This is a genomic window from Novosphingobium aromaticivorans DSM 12444 (assembly GCF_000013325.1).
Lineage (GTDB): Bacteria > Pseudomonadota > Alphaproteobacteria > Sphingomonadales > Sphingomonadaceae > Novosphingobium > Novosphingobium aromaticivorans.
This window is the reverse complement of record NC_007794.1, coordinates 1,894,364-1,911,478: the sequence shown is the minus strand read 5'-3', so window position 1 is coordinate 1,911,478 and position 17,115 is coordinate 1,894,364. Positions and strand designations below refer to the sequence as shown.

The 17,115-nt window shown below is 65.6% G+C and carries 15 protein-coding genes; 8 read left to right on the top strand and 7 right to left on the bottom strand.

Annotation, left to right across the window (positions count from 1 at the left end; genetic code table 11):
* Positions 1–16 precede the first annotated feature (16 nt).
* The 3 genes from SARO_RS09065 to pgi form a co-directional block, all read right to left on the bottom strand.
* Entirely contained in the window at positions 17–739 is a 723-nt protein-coding gene (locus SARO_RS09065; RefSeq protein WP_011445461.1) for an SDR family NAD(P)-dependent oxidoreductase, read from the bottom strand.
* 67 nt (positions 740–806) lie between these two features.
* Positions 807–2,168: a glutathione-disulfide reductase gene (gene gorA / locus SARO_RS09060; protein WP_011445460.1), complete on the bottom strand. Its 1,362-nt coding sequence runs from the start codon at positions 2,166–2,168 to the stop codon at positions 807–809.
* A gap of 88 nt (positions 2,169–2,256) precedes the next feature.
* Entirely contained in the window at positions 2,257–3,780 is a 1,524-nt protein-coding gene (gene pgi / locus SARO_RS09055; protein ID WP_011445459.1) for a glucose-6-phosphate isomerase, read from the bottom strand.
* 169 nt (positions 3,781–3,949) lie between these two features.
* Here pgi and lepB point away from each other — a divergent pair, with 169 nt between their 5' ends.
* The 5 genes from lepB to SARO_RS09030 all read left to right on the top strand — a co-directional run bounded on the left by lepB (position 3,950) and on the right by SARO_RS09030 (position 8,964).
* On the top strand, positions 3,950–4,801 hold the full coding sequence (gene lepB, locus SARO_RS09050) for a signal peptidase I (protein WP_083760976.1): 852 nt from the start codon (positions 3,950–3,952) through the stop codon (positions 4,799–4,801).
* On the top strand, positions 4,774–5,472 hold the full coding sequence (rnc, locus tag SARO_RS09045) for a ribonuclease III (protein WP_041550954.1): 699 nt from the start codon (positions 4,774–4,776) through the stop codon (positions 5,470–5,472). Before lepB ends, rnc begins: the two co-directional genes overlap by 28 nt.
* Positions 5,473–5,520: 48 nt before the next feature.
* Entirely contained in the window at positions 5,521–6,414 is an 894-nt protein-coding gene (gene era / locus SARO_RS09040; RefSeq protein WP_011445456.1) for a GTPase Era, read from the top strand.
* The gene (locus tag SARO_RS09035; RefSeq protein WP_083760842.1) at positions 6,402–7,256 is read left to right on the top strand and encodes an SGNH/GDSL hydrolase family protein; all 855 of its coding nucleotides are present in this window, start codon (positions 6,402–6,404) and stop codon (positions 7,254–7,256) included. The genes era and SARO_RS09035 overlap by 13 nt, the downstream gene beginning before the upstream one ends.
* A gap of 175 nt (positions 7,257–7,431) precedes the next feature.
* Positions 7,432–8,964, top strand: coding sequence for an ArnT family glycosyltransferase (locus tag SARO_RS09030; RefSeq protein ID WP_011445454.1), 1,533 nt, complete (start codon positions 7,432–7,434; stop codon positions 8,962–8,964).
* Between the two features lie 51 nt (positions 8,965–9,015).
* Here the strand turns inward: SARO_RS09030 and topA are convergent, their stop codons facing one another.
* The 4 genes from topA to plsY form a co-directional block, all read right to left on the bottom strand.
* Entirely contained in the window at positions 9,016–11,595 is a 2,580-nt protein-coding gene (gene topA, locus SARO_RS09025) for a type I DNA topoisomerase (protein ID WP_011445453.1), read from the bottom strand.
* Positions 11,596–11,658: 63 nt separating this feature from the next.
* Positions 11,659–12,021 carry a hypothetical protein gene (locus tag SARO_RS09020; RefSeq protein ID WP_011445452.1) on the bottom strand — a complete coding sequence of 121 codons (363 nt, stop codon included), beginning with the start codon at positions 12,019–12,021 and terminating at the stop codon, positions 11,659–11,661.
* Positions 12,022–12,026: 5 nt separating this feature from the next.
* Complete coding sequence (dprA, locus tag SARO_RS09015) at positions 12,027–13,154, bottom strand: DNA-processing protein DprA (protein WP_011445451.1); 1,128 nt, start codon at positions 13,152–13,154, stop codon at positions 12,027–12,029.
* A complete protein-coding gene (gene plsY / locus SARO_RS09010; protein WP_011445450.1) occupies positions 13,151–13,744 on the bottom strand; it encodes a glycerol-3-phosphate 1-O-acyltransferase PlsY in 594 nt (197 codons plus the stop codon). The genes dprA and plsY overlap by 4 nt, the downstream gene beginning before the upstream one ends.
* A gap of 70 nt (positions 13,745–13,814) precedes the next feature.
* Between plsY and murI the strand changes: the two genes are divergently transcribed.
* The 3 genes from murI (at position 13,815) to hemA (ending at position 16,947) form a co-directional block, all read left to right on the top strand.
* Positions 13,815–14,648, top strand: coding sequence for a glutamate racemase (gene murI, locus SARO_RS09005; RefSeq protein WP_011445449.1), 834 nt, complete (start codon positions 13,815–13,817; stop codon positions 14,646–14,648).
* Between the two features lie 16 nt (positions 14,649–14,664).
* On the top strand, positions 14,665–15,585 hold the full coding sequence (locus tag SARO_RS09000; RefSeq protein WP_011445448.1) for an MBL fold metallo-hydrolase: 921 nt from the start codon (positions 14,665–14,667) through the stop codon (positions 15,583–15,585).
* Between the two features lie 141 nt (positions 15,586–15,726).
* Complete coding sequence (gene hemA, locus SARO_RS08995) at positions 15,727–16,947, top strand: 5-aminolevulinate synthase (protein WP_011445447.1); 1,221 nt, start codon at positions 15,727–15,729, stop codon at positions 16,945–16,947.
* Positions 16,948–17,115: the final 168 nt, after the last annotated feature.

The following is a 17,115-nucleotide window of genomic DNA, read 5'->3' as shown; positions in this document are numbered from 1 at the left end:
GGCACGTTCCGGCGTCCTAGAACTTCAGCATGATGCGCCGTGCCAGGGCGGGGGAAACCGAGTTCACGACCTGTAGAACCTTGACCAGCCCGATGTTGATTTCGGTTACGTTGCGCTCCATCCCGTCGACGATCTGGCGTGCGCATTCGGCGGCAGGCATCTTGCGATTGCCGCGCCCCGCGGTGAGTTGGGTGTCGACGACGGGCGGCAGGGCTTCGACGACATGCACTCCGGTTCCCGCCAACTGTGCGCGCAGAGCCTGCGTGTAGCTGCGCAGCGCGGCCTTGGTGGCGCAATAGACCGGGCCACCCGCACGCGGCGCGATGGCGAGGCCGGACGTCACGTTGACGATCATTGCCTCGGGCCGTGCCTTCAGCCCAGGCATGAGCGCGGTGATAAGGTGAATGGGGGCATTGAGATTGAGGAAGATCGTGCGATCCGCCGCCGCCGCATCGGGCTGACCGTCGCGGAAATCGTGATCCACTCCAGCCCCGGCATTATTGACCAGCACATCGATCTGGCGACCTGCCATGGCCGAGATCAGCGTTTCCACGCCTTGCGGCAGGGATAGGTCCGCCTCGACGATTTCAAAGCCATCGGCCCTCGCCGCCGCCACCCGCGCCGGGGTGCGGCCCTGCCCAATGACCGTCGCGCCCTTGTTACGTAACTGGCGTGCGATCTGCGCGCCGATCCCGTCCGTCGCGCCGGTCACCAGCACGGTCTTTCCCGATAGCTCCACGCCTGCCCTCCCCCTGGATTGGTGGAAGGCAGGGTATCATGGCGGTTGCGGCTTGCAACCGGCCCGCTCAGCGCATCAGGACGAGTTCTTCCGCCATCGATGGATGGAGCGCCACGGTCGCGTCGAAATCGGCCTTGGTCAGCCCGGCCTTGACCGCGATTGCCGCGGCCTGGAGAATTTCGGGCGCTTCTGGACCGATCATGTGAATGCCGAGGACCCTCTCGCTCGTGGCCTCGACGATCATCTTGTAGAGGCCGCGTTCGGGACGGTGGCCGAAGATGTTCTTCATCGGTCGGAAGTCTGACGAATAGACCTTGATGTTGCCGCCGAACGCCTGCCGGGCCTGGCTTTCGGTGAGCCCGACACCGGCCAGCGGCGGCTGCGAGAACACGGCGCTGGGGATGCAGTCGTAGCTGACGGAGGTATCCTTGCCGCCGAACACGCGGTCGGCAAAGGCATGGCCTTCGCGGATGGCGATCGGGGTAAGCTGGACGCGGTTCGTTACGTCACCGACCGCGTAGATGCTGTCGCAGGCGGTGCGGCCGTGATCGTCGACCGGAATTTCGCCCTGCGCGCCAAGCTCGATCCCGGCGGTCTCGAGGCCGAGGCCATCGGTCTTGGGAAGGCGGCCGGTGGCGACCAGCACGATGTCGGCGGCGAGAGGATCGGGCTGCCCGGCGAGGAAGACCTGCAGGGAGCCGTCCGCCTGCTTCTCGACCTTTTCGAACGGGCAGTTGAACTTGTACTCGATGCCGCGCGCCATGGTGATCTGAAGCAGGCGGTCGCGCAGCGATTCATCGTAGCCGCGCAGGATCGTCTCGCTGCGATTGACCACCGTTACGTGACAGCCAAGGGCGTTGAAGATTCCGGCGAATTCCATCGCGATGTAGCCCGCCCCGGAAATCACCACGCGCTTCGGCAGGTTTTCGAGATGAAACACCTCGTTCGAGGTAATGCAGTGCTCGTTGCCGGGGAAGTCCGGCATGACCGGCCATGCGCCCGTCGCGACGAGGATGTAGCGCGCGCTGATCTCGCGGCCGCTTCCCCCCAGCCTGACCGTGTTGGGGCCGGTTACGGTCGCGCGTTCGAGGAAGCGCTCTACCTTGTTGTTCTCGAGGGTCGACGTGTAGGCGGTGTTGAGCCGGTCGACGTCCTTGAGCACCGCGTCACGTAACGTCGGCCAGTCGAAGCTCATCTTCTCGACCGTCCAGCCATAGTTGGCCGCGTCCTGCAGTTCTTCGGCGAAGTGCGATCCGTAGACCAGCAGCTTCTTGGGCACGCAGCCCCGAATGACGCAGGTGCCGCCGACCCTGTATTCTTCCGCGACCGCCACGCGCGCGCCGTGGCTTGCGGCAATGCGGCTTGCGCGCACCCCGCCCGAACCCGCGCCGATCACGAAGAGGTCGTAGTCGAATTCCTGCTCAGCCATGGCATACTCCTTGTCGAGGAGCGCATATGGCCTCTGGCCTTCGCCAAGACCAGAGGGTTTCGAGAAAATCGGTTAGTGCGCCTAACTATCAGCCGGCGAGGCCAACCGCTGCCAGGAGTGCTTCGGTCGACGGATCGAAGCCTTCGCCGCCGCCAGACTCGATCTGCTTGGCAATGGCCTTGCCCAGTTCGACGCCGAACTGGTCGAAGGGATTGATGCCGAGCATCACCGCAGAGACGAACGTGCGATGCTCGTGGAAGGCGATCAGCGCGCCGAGCGTCGCGGGGTTGAGATCGTCGCACAGGATCGTCGCGGAAGGACGGTCGCCGGGATAGGCACGCGCGCCGTCATCGCTCGCCTTGCCGGCCATGAGCGCAGCACCCTGGGCGAAGCAGTTGGAAAGCAGGATCTGGTGATGCGCCGGGTCGAGGTCGTGGCCCTGCGTCTTGACGGCAAGGAAATCGACCGGAATCAAGTGCGTACCCTGGTGCAGGAGCTGGAACACGGCATGCTGTGCATCGGTCCCGACGCCGCCCCAGGTAACCGGCGCGCTTGGCCGTGTAAGTGGAGAGCCATCGGCGAGGACGCGCTTGCCGTTTGATTCCATTTCGAGCTGCTGGAGATAGTCCGGCAGAAGCGCGAGGCGTTCGTCATAGGCGAAGACCGCACGCGTCTGGCACCCGCGAACCTGAGTGTAATAGAGATCGGCAAAGGCGGCGCGAACGACGACGTTGCCGGCCAGGTCTGCGTCGATGAAATGGCGATCGATAGCCGCCGCACCGTCGAGGAACGCGGCGAAGCCTTCCCACCCCAGCGCCATCGCGACCGGGAAACCGATCGACGACCACAGCGAGTAACGCCCGCCCACGGTTTCGGAGAACGGCAGGACGCGGGTTTCGTCGACGCCCCACTCGACCGCCTTCTCGGGCGCGGCGGTGAGCGCAACGACCTGGCCATAGGGATCGGCAACGCCGTTCTCGCGCAGCCATTCAAGCGCCGAGGCAGCGTTGGTCATCGTCTCGGTCGTGGTGAAGGTCTTGGAGGCAACGGCGATCATCGTCGTTGCCGGATCGCAGGCCTTCATAGCGGCTTCGAGCGCGCAGCCGTCGATGTTCGACACGACGTGGACGGCCACCTTCGCGCCGTCGCGGGTCAGTGCGTCGATCGCCAGCGCCGGCCCGAGCGCCGAACCGCCGATGCCAATGTGGATCAGGCTGCGCACTTCGCCAAGCGCACCGGCGTGGATCGCGTCGACCAGCATGCGCATGCGGGCGTGGAGCGCCTCGGCTTCCTCGACGCTGGCCTCGTTGCCGATGCCGCGCTGAGCGGTGTGCTCGGCCGCGCGGCCTTCGGTGTTGTTGATTTTCGCGCCCTCGATCAGCGCGGCGCGGCGGCCTTCGAAGTCCATCGCCGATGCAAGCGCGGCGAACACCGCTTCCACTTCGGCGGAGAGGTGCGTCTTGGACCAGTCGAAGCGGATCGGGCCGCCCGGCAGGTCGAGCGTAGCGGCGTAGCGATCGAGACGGCCGGCATCGGAGAACAGCTCCTTGAGCGTCGGGCGCGGCAGCCCGGCCAGCGCCGTCCAGTACGTTTCCGCTTCGGCAACCGTCATCGCAATTCCCCTTCGTGATCTCGCTTTCGCGCAATGGCCCTATGCCCGGTACGTTCCCGCCCGCCAAGCCGCGGTTCATCGTGCGGCAAGCTGTGCAGACGTATTTCGGAGGTGTATTATTTATACAACACACTTGACGAAGGGCTTCGCTGCCAACATGACCGCGACGATGAACGACACGCCCGAAAACCAGCCCGCGCCTTTGGCAGACCCGGTGCCCGCCGTTACGCCAGCAAAGAAGGAGAAGAAGGAGGACAGTTTCCCCGTCTTCCTCGTGAAGCTCGTTCTGGTCGTGGCGATCTTCCGCAGCTTCATCTTCGCGCCGTTCAACATCCCGTCGGAGTCAATGCTCCCGAGACTGGAAAACGGCGATTACCTGCTGGCGGCGAAATGGCCCTATGGCTTCAGCAAGTATTCGCTGCCGTTCAGCCTGCCGCTTATCCCCGGCCGCATCATGGCCGGGCAGCCCGAGCGTGGTGACGTGGTCATCTTCAAGGCGCCCCCGGGCAATGATGTCGATTATATCAAGCGGGTAATCGGGATTCCCGGCGACACGGTCCAGATGATCGGCGGCGTGCTGCACCTCAACGGCCAGGCCGTTCCCAAGGAGCGGGTCGAGGACTTCGTCATTCCGGTGAGCCCGAACACGGACTGCCTGTCGCCCGAATTCGCCGCGACGGAAGCCGATGGTCGCCAGACCTGCCACTATCCGCAATACCGCGAGACGTTGCCGGGAGGGAAGACCTACAACGTACTCGACCTCGGCCAGCGCCCTGTCGACGACACCCCGCCAGTGGTGGTCCCCGAGGGCGACCTGTTCCTGATGGGCGACAACCGCGACAATTCGATGGATAGCCGCTTCCCGGCAATGGAAGGCGGCGGCATCGGCCTCGTTCCGCAGGAAAACCTCGTCGGCCGTGCCGCGATCATGATGTGGTCGACCGACGGCAGCGCCAACTGGTTCCTGCCCTGGACCTGGTTCACCGCTGCCCGCTGGAACCGGATCGGGGGCACGTTCTGAGCGCGCTTGCCCCGGAGGCCAGCGCCTTCATCGCCGCCCTCACCGGTGCAGCGCCGGCGCGCCCGGAAATCTGGGCGGAAGCCCTCACCCACGGATCGATGGGCGAGCCGCGCGATTACCAGAGGCTCGAGTTCCTCGGCGACCGTGTCCTTGGCCTCGCCATAGCGGACTGGCTTCACGAGAAGAGCGATGCCGCCGAAGGCAAGCTTTCGCAGCGCCTCAACGCTCTGGTCAGTCGCGAGACGTGCGCCGATGTCGCACGAACCATCGGCCTTGCCGGGCACATCCGCCTTGGCAAGCAGGCGCGCGATGACGGGGGCGCACAGAGCGACAACATTCTGGGCGACGTGATGGAGGCGCTGATCGGTGCGCTCTTCGTGGAGCGCGGATTCGAGGCGGCGCGCAAGTTCGTGCGCAAGGCCTGGGAAAAGCCGATGCTCTCGGGCACCGGCCAGCGCAAGCACCCCAAGGCCGCGCTTCAGGAATGGGCAGCGGGCAACCGCCGCAAGCCGCCGGTCTATACGCTCGTTTCGCGCGAGGGGCCGGACCATGCCGCCACCTTCACCGTTTCGGTCGAGGTCAAGGGCGTGGGCGAGGCAAGCGCGCGCGGATCTTCCAAGCAGGAAGCGGAAACCGCCGCTGCCCGGGCTTTCATGCAGGCTTATGCCTGACGGCCAGATGGCCTATAGTCTTCCGAGATACGGACAGAGAACAAGAACATGACAGAAAAATGTGGCCTCGTGGCCGTCCTCGGCGCGCCGAATGCCGGCAAGTCGACCCTCGTCAATGCGCTCGTCGGCCAGAAGGTGGCGATCGTCTCGGCCAAGGCGCAGACAACGCGCGCGCGGCTCATGGGCATCGCGCTCGAAGGAGAGGCGCAAATCATCCTTGCGGACACGCCCGGCCTGTTCGAACCGCGCCGCCGGCTCGACCGCGCAATGGTGAGCGCCGCATGGGACGGCGCGCAGGAAGCAGACGCGATCCTGCTGGTGGTCGATGCACGCAAGAAGAAGCGTGACTATCTCGAGCCGATCCTCGCCAGCCTGCGCGAACGGCCGGAACGCAAGATCCTCGTGCTCAACAAGGTCGATTCCACGCCCAAGGAGCCACTGCTGGTGATGGCGGAGGCGCTGACCGGGGAAGCGGCATTCGACGAGGTGTTCTTCGTTTCCGCACTGACCGGCGACGGCGTGCCGGAACTCAAGCGGCGTCTAGCCGAACTCATGCCCGAAAGCGCGTGGCACTATCCCGAAGACCAGGTCTCGGACGCCAGCGAGCGCCTGATGGCCGCCGAAATCACGCGCGAACAGCTCTACCGCCAGCTCCACGACGAGCTGCCCTATGACAGTACCGTACGTCCCGAGAAGTACCTCCATCGCAAGGACGGTTCGATCGAGATCCACCAGCAGATCGTGATTGCCCGCGAGACACAGCGTCCGATCGTGCTGGGCAAGGGTGGCGCGAAGATCAAGGCGATCGGAGAGGCCGCACGCAAGGAACTTTCGCAATTGCTCGACACCAAGGTGCACCTGTTCCTGCATGTGAAGGTCGACGAGCGCTGGGCCGACGCCAAGGAAATCTACGAGGAAATCGGCCTCGAATGGGTCAAGTGAAGCTCTTCGCGCGCCGCTGCGCCCCAGTACTTCTCGCCCTTGCCGGGCTGGCTCCGGCGGCTACGGTCGCGCGGGAAGCACCGCTGGCCGAAGGCGCGCGTTACGTTGCGCTGGGAAGCTCCTTCGCCGCAGGTCCGGGCGTGGGGCCCAACGCGCCCGGATCGCCCGAACGCTGCGGCCGGGGCACGCTCAACTACCCGCACCTGCTCGCCGAGGCGCTCAAGCTCGATCTCGTCGATGCGACCTGCAGCGGCGCGACGACCCACCACGTGCTGGGCCCCTGGAACGAGGTTCCCCCTCAGATCGACAGCGTGAATGGCGACACCCGCCTCGTCACCCTGACCATCGGCGGAAACGATGTGTCGTTCGTCGGCAACATCTTCGCCGCCGCTTGCGAGAAGATGGCGTCGCCCGATCCGCGCTGCGGCAAGTGGCGGGAGATCACCGAGGAAGAGTGGCAGGCCGACGAGGAGCGGATGCGCTCCATCGTACGCCAGATCCACGCCCGCGCGCCTCTCGCCCGGGTGGTGGTGGTCGATTACATCACGGTCCTGCCGCCATCAGGCACTTGCGCTGCCATGGCGATTTCGCCGGACCGGCTGGCCCAGAGCCGCAGCGCCGCGAAACGGCTTGCCCGGATTACCGCACGGGTCGCGCGAGAAGAGGGTGCATCGCTGCTCAAGTTCTCGCATATCTCGCGCCGGCACCATCCATGCTCTGCCAAGCCCTGGAGCAACGGCCTTTCCGCCCCGGCCGACGACGGCATCCCGGTCCATCCGAACCGGCTCGGACATGCTGAAGCGGCAGCGGCGCTGGTCAAGCTTGTGAAATTGATGAAGTAGCTACTGCACTGATTTCAAATAGTATTGCCTGTCAGCTTTCCAGCCCGGATTGTTGCAGCGCAACAGAAACTTGTCCGTAATGGATTGATGGTTTATGTCGCTCGCAAATTGCCGTCGAAGGGAACGGGCGCGTCGCTCGTTAACGTCCTGGGTGCAGCAGTGACGGAGCGCGTGGATGAGTGATACTGGCGGTGTCATCGGTGTACGCGCCGCCATTCCCATGCCTGTACGCGCCGCAGCGGTCCTGCGGCCGTTGCAGATCCCGGACTGGCTGGCCACTGCCCTCGCCTATCTCTGCCTGGTGCTGCTTACGCGCGGGTTCCTGATCGGCAATCCCGTCATCCACATCGACGAACAATTCTACCTGTTCGTGGCCGAACGGATGCGCGACGGGGCGATCCCCTATGTCGACATCTGGGACCGCAAGCCCATCGGGCTGTTCCTTGTCTACGAGGCGCTGTCGCTGATCCCAGGCGATCCGGTGCTAGGCTATCAAGCCGGAGCCATTCTGGCGACGATGGGCACGGCGATGGTCATCGCCCGCCTCGCCCGGGAAATCGCCTCGCCGGCCGCGGCATGGCAGGCGGGCGTTGCCTATATCCTGTTCATGCCCGCCTTCAACGCGGCAATGGGACAGGCGCCGGTATTCTACAACCTGTTCGTGGCACTGGCCGCCCTGGGCGTGGTCGACACGGTCAAGAAATACGAGAGCGACGCCCTGATCTGGCGCGGCTGCGCGATCATGCTGCTGCTGGGGCTGGCGATCCAGATCAAGTACACCGTGGTGTTCGAGGGCATGGCCTTCGGCCTGATCCTGCTGTCCCGCGCCTTTGCCGACGTATGGAGCTATCGCCGCCTCGCTGCCGTCGCGGTGCTGTGGATGGCGGTCGCCCTGCTGCCTACCGCCGCCGCCGCCGCGTGGTATGCCGCGCACGGCTACCTCGACCAGTTCGTCTATGCGAACTTCCTCTCGATCTTCGAACGCGAGTCCGACGGCTGGCGCGCGCCCTGGCGCCTGACCAAGGAAATGGCCGCGCTGCTGCCGTTCTGGTTCGCGATCTTCCGGGCACCCAAGCTGTTCGACGCGACCGACGGGCAGCATCCGCGCTCGCATGCCGTGCTCAAGGTCTGGGGGATGGCAGCGTTCGCGGGCTTCATCCTGTTCGGCACCTGGTACGACCACTACGTCGCGCCGCTGCTGGTCCCGCTCTCCATCCTCGCGGCGCCGGCCCTCGCGCGGATCGTGCCTTCCGAGCGCGGCATCGGGCGTTTCCTGCTAGGCTTCGGTGCGCTCGCCAGCGTTGTCGTTCCCGGTTTCCAGGTGTGGAAGCATGGCACCGCCGGTCAGTACGAACGGATGCAAGCGCTGATCGAGCGCGAAATGCGCGGCGGATGCCTCTACATCTACGAGGGCGAACTGGCGTTCTATCGCACGACCAATTCGTGCCTGCCGACGACCCGGATCTTCCCGAACCACCTCAATACCTTTGTCGAGGCGCCGGCGATTGGCGTCGATCCGGTCAGCGAAGTGCGCAAGGTGCTGGCATCGAAGCCCGACGTCATCCTGATGTGGGCCCCGGCACGCCTCTACCTGCCCAATCATGAAACCCGCCGCATCGTGACCGCGACGCTCCAGCAAGACTACGAGCGTTATGCCTCGTTCACGCTGGGGACGCGGGTGTACTGGCTTTACCGCCCACGGCGCTAGGGGCCGCGCGGCCTGGCTGCGGCCCGCCCGGGGGCAGGCCGCAGCGCCGGGTCATTCCGCAGCAGCGGCCTTTTTCGGTGCCGCCTTCTTGGCCGGAGCCTTCTTCGCGGCGGGAGGCTTTTTCGCGGCCGAAGCCTTCTTGGCAGGGGCCTTCTTCTTGCCCTTGGCCGGGCCTTTGGCGGCACGTTCGTCGATGAGCGTGATCGCCTCTTCCAGCGTCAGCGCCTCGGGCTGCTTGTCGCGCGGGAGGGTGGCGTTGGTGGTGCCGTCGGTGACGTAAGGGCCATAGCGCCCTGCCATCAGCTTGATCTCACCCCCGGAAGTGGGATGCGCGCCGAAGACCTTGAGGGGTTCGGCCGCGGCACGGCTGCCGCGCGCGCCCGCCCCGGCCGCTGCAGCAGCCAGCAGCATGACCGCCGCGTTCATGCCCGTCTCGAACACCTCGGCAGTGGACTTGAGCCGCGCATACTTGCCGTCGTGCGCCAGATAGGGGCCATAACGCCCGATGCTGGCGGTGATCGGGTTTCCGGTTTCCGGATGCACGCCCACTTCACGCGGCAGTGACAGCAGCTTGAGCGCCCATTCCAGATCGAGTTCGCCAATGTCCTTGGGGATAGAGGCGCGCTTGGCCTCCTTGCCGTCACCAAGCTGGATGTAGGGGCCGAATCGGCCTGCCTTGCGCACGACTTCCAGACCCGTCTCTGGATCCTTGCCCAGCGCACCATCCTCGCCGCCGTCGCCATCGGCTCCGCCAGGCTGCGCGAACTTGCGGGTATACTTGCATTCGGGATAGTTCGAGCAGGCCACGAAAGCGCCGTAACGCCCGCCGCGCAGCGACAGACGGCCCTCTTCGCACTTGGGGCAGAGGCGCGGGTCGGTGCCATCGGCGCGCGGGGGGAAGAGGTAGTCGGAGAGAAACTCGTCAAGCTCGGCGGTAACCTCGCTCGGCTTCTTCTCCATCACCTCGTCGGACTTGGGCTTGAAGTCGCGCCAGAAGTCGGCAAGCACCTTCTTCCATTCGGCGCGTCCACCGGACACGTCGTCCAGCTCCTCCTCCATGCCCGCCGTGAACTCGTAAGCCACGTAGCGAGGGAAGAATCGCTCGAGAAATGCTGTGAGAAGTCGTCCGGATTCCTCTGCGAAGAAACGGTTTTTCTCGGTCCTGACGTAGTTGCGGTCCTTCAACACCTGAAGGGTTGCAGCGTAGGTCGAAGGACGGCCGATGCCGAGTTCCTCGAGCCGCTTGACGAGGCTCGCTTCCGAATAGCGCGGCGGCGGCTGGGTGAAGTGCTGGGTGGCATCGACCCCGCGCTTGGCCGGGGTATCGCCCGATGCCATCGCGGGAAGCAGGCTGCCATCCTCTTCGTCGCCATCCTGCTTCTGGTCGCGACCTTCCTCATAGACGGCGAGGAAGCCGGGGAACTTCACCACCTGGCCAGTGGCGCGCAGTTCGTGCTTTCCGGTGCCGTCGCGCAACGTAACGGTCGTCCGCTCGATATTGGCCGACGCCATCTGGCTGGCCATCGCACGCTTGTAGATCAGATCGTAGAGCCGCGCCTCGTCGGCGGACCCGTAACGGTCCTTCGAGAAATCCGTGGGCCGGATCGCCTCGTGGGCTTCCTGCGCGTTCTTGGCCTTAGTTTCGTAATGGCGGGGCTTTTCGGGCAGGTAGTGGCCGTCGTAACGATCCGAGATGGCCTTGCGCGCGGCCGAAATGGCGCTCGGGTCCATCTGCACGCCATCGGTACGCATGTAGGTGATCGCGCCCGCTTCGTAGAGCGTCTGCGCCACGCGCATGGTGTGGCTGGCCGAGAAGCCGAGCTTGCGCGCGGCTTCCTGTTGCAGGGTCGATGTGGTGAACGGCGGATAGGGGTTGCGGCGCGTGGGCTTTGTCTCGACTTCCTCGACGCGGAAAGTCGCGGCCTCGACCACGCCCTTGGCCCTCATCGCCGCGCCTTCATCGCCCAGCGTCAGCTTGTCGAGCTTCTGCCCGTCGAACTTTACGAGCCGCGCCGCAAACTCGGTGCCGGCATGTTCGAGCCGGGCGATGACGGACCAGTATTCCTGCGCGCGGAAGGCCTCGATCTCGCGCTCGCGCTCGACGATGAGGCGCAGGGCGACCGACTGGACGCGCCCGGCCGACTTGGCGCCGGGCAGCTTGCGCCACAGGACCGGCGAAAGCGTGAACCCAAACAGATAGTCCAGCGCGCGGCGAGCCAGGTACGCGTCGATCAGGTCCTGGTCGAGCGCACGCGGCTTCTTCATCGCGTCGGTCACGGTCTGCTTGGTGATGGCGTTGAAAGTAACGCGTTCGACTTCCTTCGGAAGCACGCGTCGTTTCGCCAGCAGTTCCCTGACGTGCCACGAAATGGCTTCGCCCTCGCGGTCAGGGTCGGTCGCGAGGATCAGTCGGTCCGCGCCCTTGGCCGCATCGGAGATCGCCTTCACGCGGGCCTGCTTGTCCCCGTAAAGCTCCCAATCCATGGCGAAATCCTCGTCCGGGCGGACGGACCCATCCTTCACGGGGAGATCGCGGACGTGGCCGTAGGAGGCCAGCACCTTGTAGCCAGGTCCGAGGTACTTCTCGATGGTCTTGGCCTTGGCGGGGGATTCTACGATGACAAGCTGCATGGCGATGAAAGGTAGTCCTTACGTGTACGTGTGCGCGAGGGTGGGGACCGGACCCCGCCCTCGTCAAGCCGGAGGATCGGGCGGGGTTGCCCGATAGGCCACCATGAAAGCGGCTGCGAGCAGGACGTCCATGGCGGCGAAGAAGCCCACGACGGGTTCCGTCCGTCCTTGCGCCACCAGAACCAGCGCGGGTACGCCGAACACCAGCTTTTCCGCGATGGCCGCGAGCATGACCGGCCGGTAGCGGCGCGGATCGCCGCCGATGATCCAGAACACCGCCTGGAACACCAGCGCCAGGCCGACGAAGCCGACCAGCACCTCCGGGCCCTTTTGCGGCCAGGGCGCGAGCAGCATCGGCGGAAGCACGATGAAGCCGTAGATTGCGGCACCCCGGAAGATGCGGCGCGCAAGGCGAAGGTCTGCCATCGTAGTCACCCCTTCAAGGAAACACGGCCAGCGGCATGACGCAGGAGCCTGCCTGCCAGTTCGAGTTCGATCAGCGCCATCTGCACCGCGCCCGCGCTTGCCCGGCTTTGCCGGATCAGTTCATCGACACCGATCGGCGCGGTCGTCAAAAGGTCCGCAACGTCCGCCTGTTCGTCGCAGCTGTCAGATGCGAAATCGTCCGGAACCTCCCGAACGGTGGAGCGCGGCTGTCCTTCGAAGCCGACCAGGAGTTCGACCACGTCGTCGGGCGACTGCACGAGAATCGCCCCGTCACGGATAAGCTGGTTGCACCCGTGGGAACGGCTGTCGAGCGGGGAGCCGGGAATGGCCATCACCTCGCGCCCCGCCTCTGCCGCGAGCCGGGCCGTGATCAGCGACCCCGACCTTGGCGCGGCCTCGACGACCAACGTACCGGTTGCAAGGCCCGCGATGATTCGGTTGCGCCACGGGAAATGCCGGGCCAGCGGCTCGGTCCCCGGGGGCATCTCGGCGATCAGCAAGCCCTCGTGCGCAACCTGCTCCTGCAGGTCGCCATGTTCGGGCGGATAGGTGACGTCGATCCCGCTGGCGATCACGCCGACGGTGCCGCCCCCGTCGGCCATGCCGGCCAGCGCACCGCGATGCGCAGCCGCATCGATACCTCGGGCAAGACCGGAGACTACGGCATAGCCCCTTGCGGCCAGCGCCGAAGCGAAGTCGCGCGAAAGCTTGACCGCCGCAGCCGAAGCGTTGCGAGCCCCGACCATCGCGACGGACGGCCGGGAAAGCAGCGCCGCATCCCCGCGCACCGTCAGTACTGGCGGCGGGTTCTCCAGATTTCCGAGGAGCGCCGGATAGTCGGGACTGTCATGGAACATGTATCGTGCGCCCGCCGCCCGCACCCTCGCCACTTCGCGCTCAATGCGTTCGGTCGGAATAGGGCGGTAAGCCGCCCTTCCGCGCGCCGCTCCACGCACGGCGAGATCGGGCAAGGCTTCCAGGGCCGCGCTGGCGGTGGTGAAGCGGCGCAGGAGCTGGTGGTAGCTTACCGGCCCAATATTGGGGGACCGCAGCAGGCGGATACGGGCAAACGCCTCGTCCCGGGTCAGCGTGGCTGCGGCAGCCGCGTTCACTTCCTGCTGCCGACCTTCGGTTCGGTTCCGGCGCGAAGGCGGGCAATGTTTTCCCGGTGCAGATACAGCACGAGGAGAGCCAGCAGCGCGAGAACCGGAACGTAGGGTGCGTATCCGAGCACCGCCGCCGCCACGGGCGCGACGACCGCCGCACTCATCCCCCCGAGCGAGGAGATGCGGCTCAAGAACAGGACGCCGAGCCATGTGACGGCATAGACCAGGCCGATCGGCCAGGCGAGAGCAAGCGACACGCCCATGAGCGTTGCCACGCCCTTCCCGCCCTTGAACCGCAGCCAGACCGGGAAACAGTGGCCCAGCACAGCTGCGAGCGCGGCCAGTGCCTCTGCCCCGGGCCACACGTGGCGGACGATCAGCACTGCGGCAAGCCCCTTCCCCAGGTCGAGCAGCAGCGTTGCCGCGGCAAGGCCCTTCTTGCCGGTGCGCAGCACGTTGGTCGCGCCGATGTTGCCCGAACCGATGGCGCGCAAGTCGCCGGCGCCGGTCAGGCGGGTGAGAATGAGGCCGAAGGGCACCGAGCCCAGAACATAGCCGACGACAAGAGGCAAGAGCGTTTCCACGCCGCACTCCATACCCAATCCGACGAGAAAAGCGAAAGAGGGCTGTTTCCATTTTGCCCCCATTACCGATACAAGCCGGGCGATGACGGGAACGGGCACAGTTGCGAACCAAGCGGCCACGGTCGATCCGGGAGCGCCGCTGCTCCTGTTCGATTCGGGCGTTGGCGGGCTTTCGGTGCTGCGCAAGGTGCGGGCCGTGCTGCCCGAGGCTCCGGTCATCTACGTCGCCGACAACGCCGGCCTTCCCTATGGCGCGAAGACCGAAGCGCAGATCGCCGCGCGCGTCTCGGGTCTGCTCGGCCGACTGACGGAACGGCTGGCGCCCCGCCTGGTGTGCATCGCCTGCAATACGGCGTCGACCATTGCCCTGGCATCGGTCCGCGAAGTGCTGGAAGTGCCGATCGTTGGCACCGTTCCGGCGATCAAGCCTGCCGCCGCGCTTACCCGCACCGGCGTCATCGGGCTTCTTGGCACCGAAGCGACGATCCGGCAGGCCTATGTCGACCGGCTCGAGGCGGAGTTCGCCGCCGACAAGCACCTGCTGCGCCACGGCGCGCCCGAACTCGTAGCCGCGGCCGAAGCCAAGCTGCGCGGCGAACGGGTCGATCCGGCCGTCTATGCCCGGGCCGCAGCGGCCCTGCGCGCGATGCCCGGCGGAGACCGGATCGACACGGTGGTGCTTGCCTGTACGCACTTCCCGCTGGTCGAGGACGAATTGCGCGAAGCCTTCGGGCCGGAAGTCCGGTTCGTCGACGGATCGGACGGCATTGCCCGCCGCATCGCCCACCTCACGCAGGGACAGGCCTGGCGCAGGACGGAACCCGACCTCGCGCTGTTCACGCGCGGCGGCGAGGACGTCGACCGGCTCGGCCCCGCGCTTGCAGCGCACGGGCTTGGCCGCATCGGGATATTCTGACGGTGGGGGCCGTTCAATGAGTCGCTTTTCCAGGATCGTCGTTGCTTTCCTCATCTTGCTTGCGGCGGCCTACTACTGGCTCCTGGTCAACCGGGGGCAACCGGCCCTGCCCGGCCGCAGCATCGATATCGCAGCTCTTCGCAAGGCGTCGGACGCCATGCCGGGCGAGAAGCCGACCGGACTGGAATATGCGATCATCGCAACCCGGCGCATTCCCGGCGCCGCACTGGCGGCAGGAACGGGGCTCAGGCCAATTTCCAGCGGCGTTGTCGTCTGGCGAATCGTCACGCCGCGCGGCGGCATCGTGATCGACAGCGGCCTTTCGCGAAACGATGCCGCCTCGATGGGCTTCAAGGAATACGACGGCCGCGCGATGGCACTGGCGGGCCGCTGGATGGAGCAGGCCGAGCTTCTTCTGTTCACGCACGAGCATGTCGACCACGTCGGCGGATTTCTCGATCACCAGCCATTCCAGGCCGTGGCGGGCAAGGCCGTGCTTTCGCCGCGCATGCTCCAGGGCATGAATGCGCTCTGGCGCGAGAATGCGCGGCTGTTGCCTCCGCCACGCTTGGCGGAGCCGGTCCAGCCCGTGGCGCCAGGCGTGGTGCTGGTCGCCACGCCGGGGCATACGCCGGCTTCCCAGATGATCTATGTCCGGCTTGCCGATGGTCGGGAATATCTGTTCGCCGGAGATACCGCCTCGCTGCGCGCCAACTACGAGATACCGACGCCGCGCTCCCGGCTCGTCGCCGACTGGCTGGCACCAGAGGACCGGCCGGTTGCCTTCGCCTGGCTCGACGCGCTCAAGCGCCTGAAGGCCAGGCACGAGGCGCTGGTGATAGTGCCCTCGCATGATCCCGACTGGATTGCCGCCACCGCTGCGAAGGCCGGCTTCAGTCGCCTTCCCGCCCCCGCAAAAACCCTATCAGTCAATTAGATCCGACTTTCGGATGGTTGTGCCAAATGATGCTGGCATTGCCGGGGCAACAGGCGTAGAAGCCGCTCATTCGCCGGGTGGCCCAGAGGGATCGGGCCTCGGGGGCGCGTCTGCGCCTCTGTTACAGGAAGGAGCGGCGGGGTGAATTACGATCAGGTTTTCGATTCTGCCATCGAGCGCTTGCACTCCGAAGGCCGTTACCGCGTTTTCATCGACATCCTGCGCAACAAGGGAGCCTACCCCAACGCGCGCTGCTTTGCGGGCCACAACGGCCCCAAGCCGATCACGGTGTGGTGTTCGAACGACTATCTCGCAATGGGCCAGCACCCCAAGGTGATCGCGGCCATGGAAGAGGCGTTGCACAACGTCGGCGCGGGCTCGGGCGGTACGCGCAACATCGGCGGCAACACCCACTACCACATCGAGCTTGAGCACGAGCTGGCCGACCTTCACGGCAAGGACGGGGCGCTGCTGTTCACGTCGGGTTACGTCTCGAACGACGCGACGCTGTCGACGCTCGCCAAGATCCTGCCTGGCTGCGTGATCTTCTCGGACGAACTGAACCACGCATCGATGATCGCGGGCATCCGCAACTCGGGTGCGGAAAAGCGGGTGTTCCGCCACAACGACGTGGAACACCTCGAACAGCTTCTCGCCGAGACCGACCCTGCGCTGCCAAAGCTGATCGCGTTCGAGTCGGTCTATTCGATGGATGGCGACATTGCGCCGATCCATGCGATCTGCGACCTGGCCGAGAAGTACAACGCGCTGACCTACATCGATGAAGTGCATGCCGTCGGCATGTACGGACCGCGCGGCGGCGGCATCACCGATCGTGACGAGGCGGCCCACCGCATCGACATCATCGAGGGCACGCTGGGCAAGGCCTTCGGCGTGATGGGCGGCTATATCGCGGCAGACACGCGGATCATCGACGTGATCCGATCCTATGCGCCGGGGTTCATCTTCACCACCTCGCTTTCGCCGGTTCTGGTAGCGGGCGTTCTCGCATCGGTCCGCCACCTCAAGGCGTCGAGCGCCGAGCGCGACGGGCAGCAGGCGGCGGCGGCCTACCTCAAGAAGGCGTTCGCCGACGCCGGCCTTCCCGTGATGCCATCGACCACGCACATCGTGCCGCTGATGGTCGGTGATCCGGTAAAGGCCAAGAAGATCAGCGACATACTTCTGGCGGAGTATGGCGTATACGTGCAGCCCATCAACTTCCCGACCGTGCCGCGCGGGACCGAGCGCCTGCGCTTCACTCCGGGACCGTCGCACACCGAGGCGATGATGGACGAGCTTACCGGAGCGCTGGTGGAAATCTGGCAGCGCATGGAAATGGAACTGCAGAAGGCAGCCTGAGCCCAGCCTTCAATGGATGCGAAAAGCCCTCCCCCAACCGGGAGGGCTTTTTCGTTGCATTGAAGGCTTCCGAAGGCCGTCCAAGGCGCGTCCGAAGTCGTCATGCTGAACGCGCTTCAGAGTGACGGACTTTGGCAATTGGCGGGTGCCGCTCTTCACTCCCCTTGC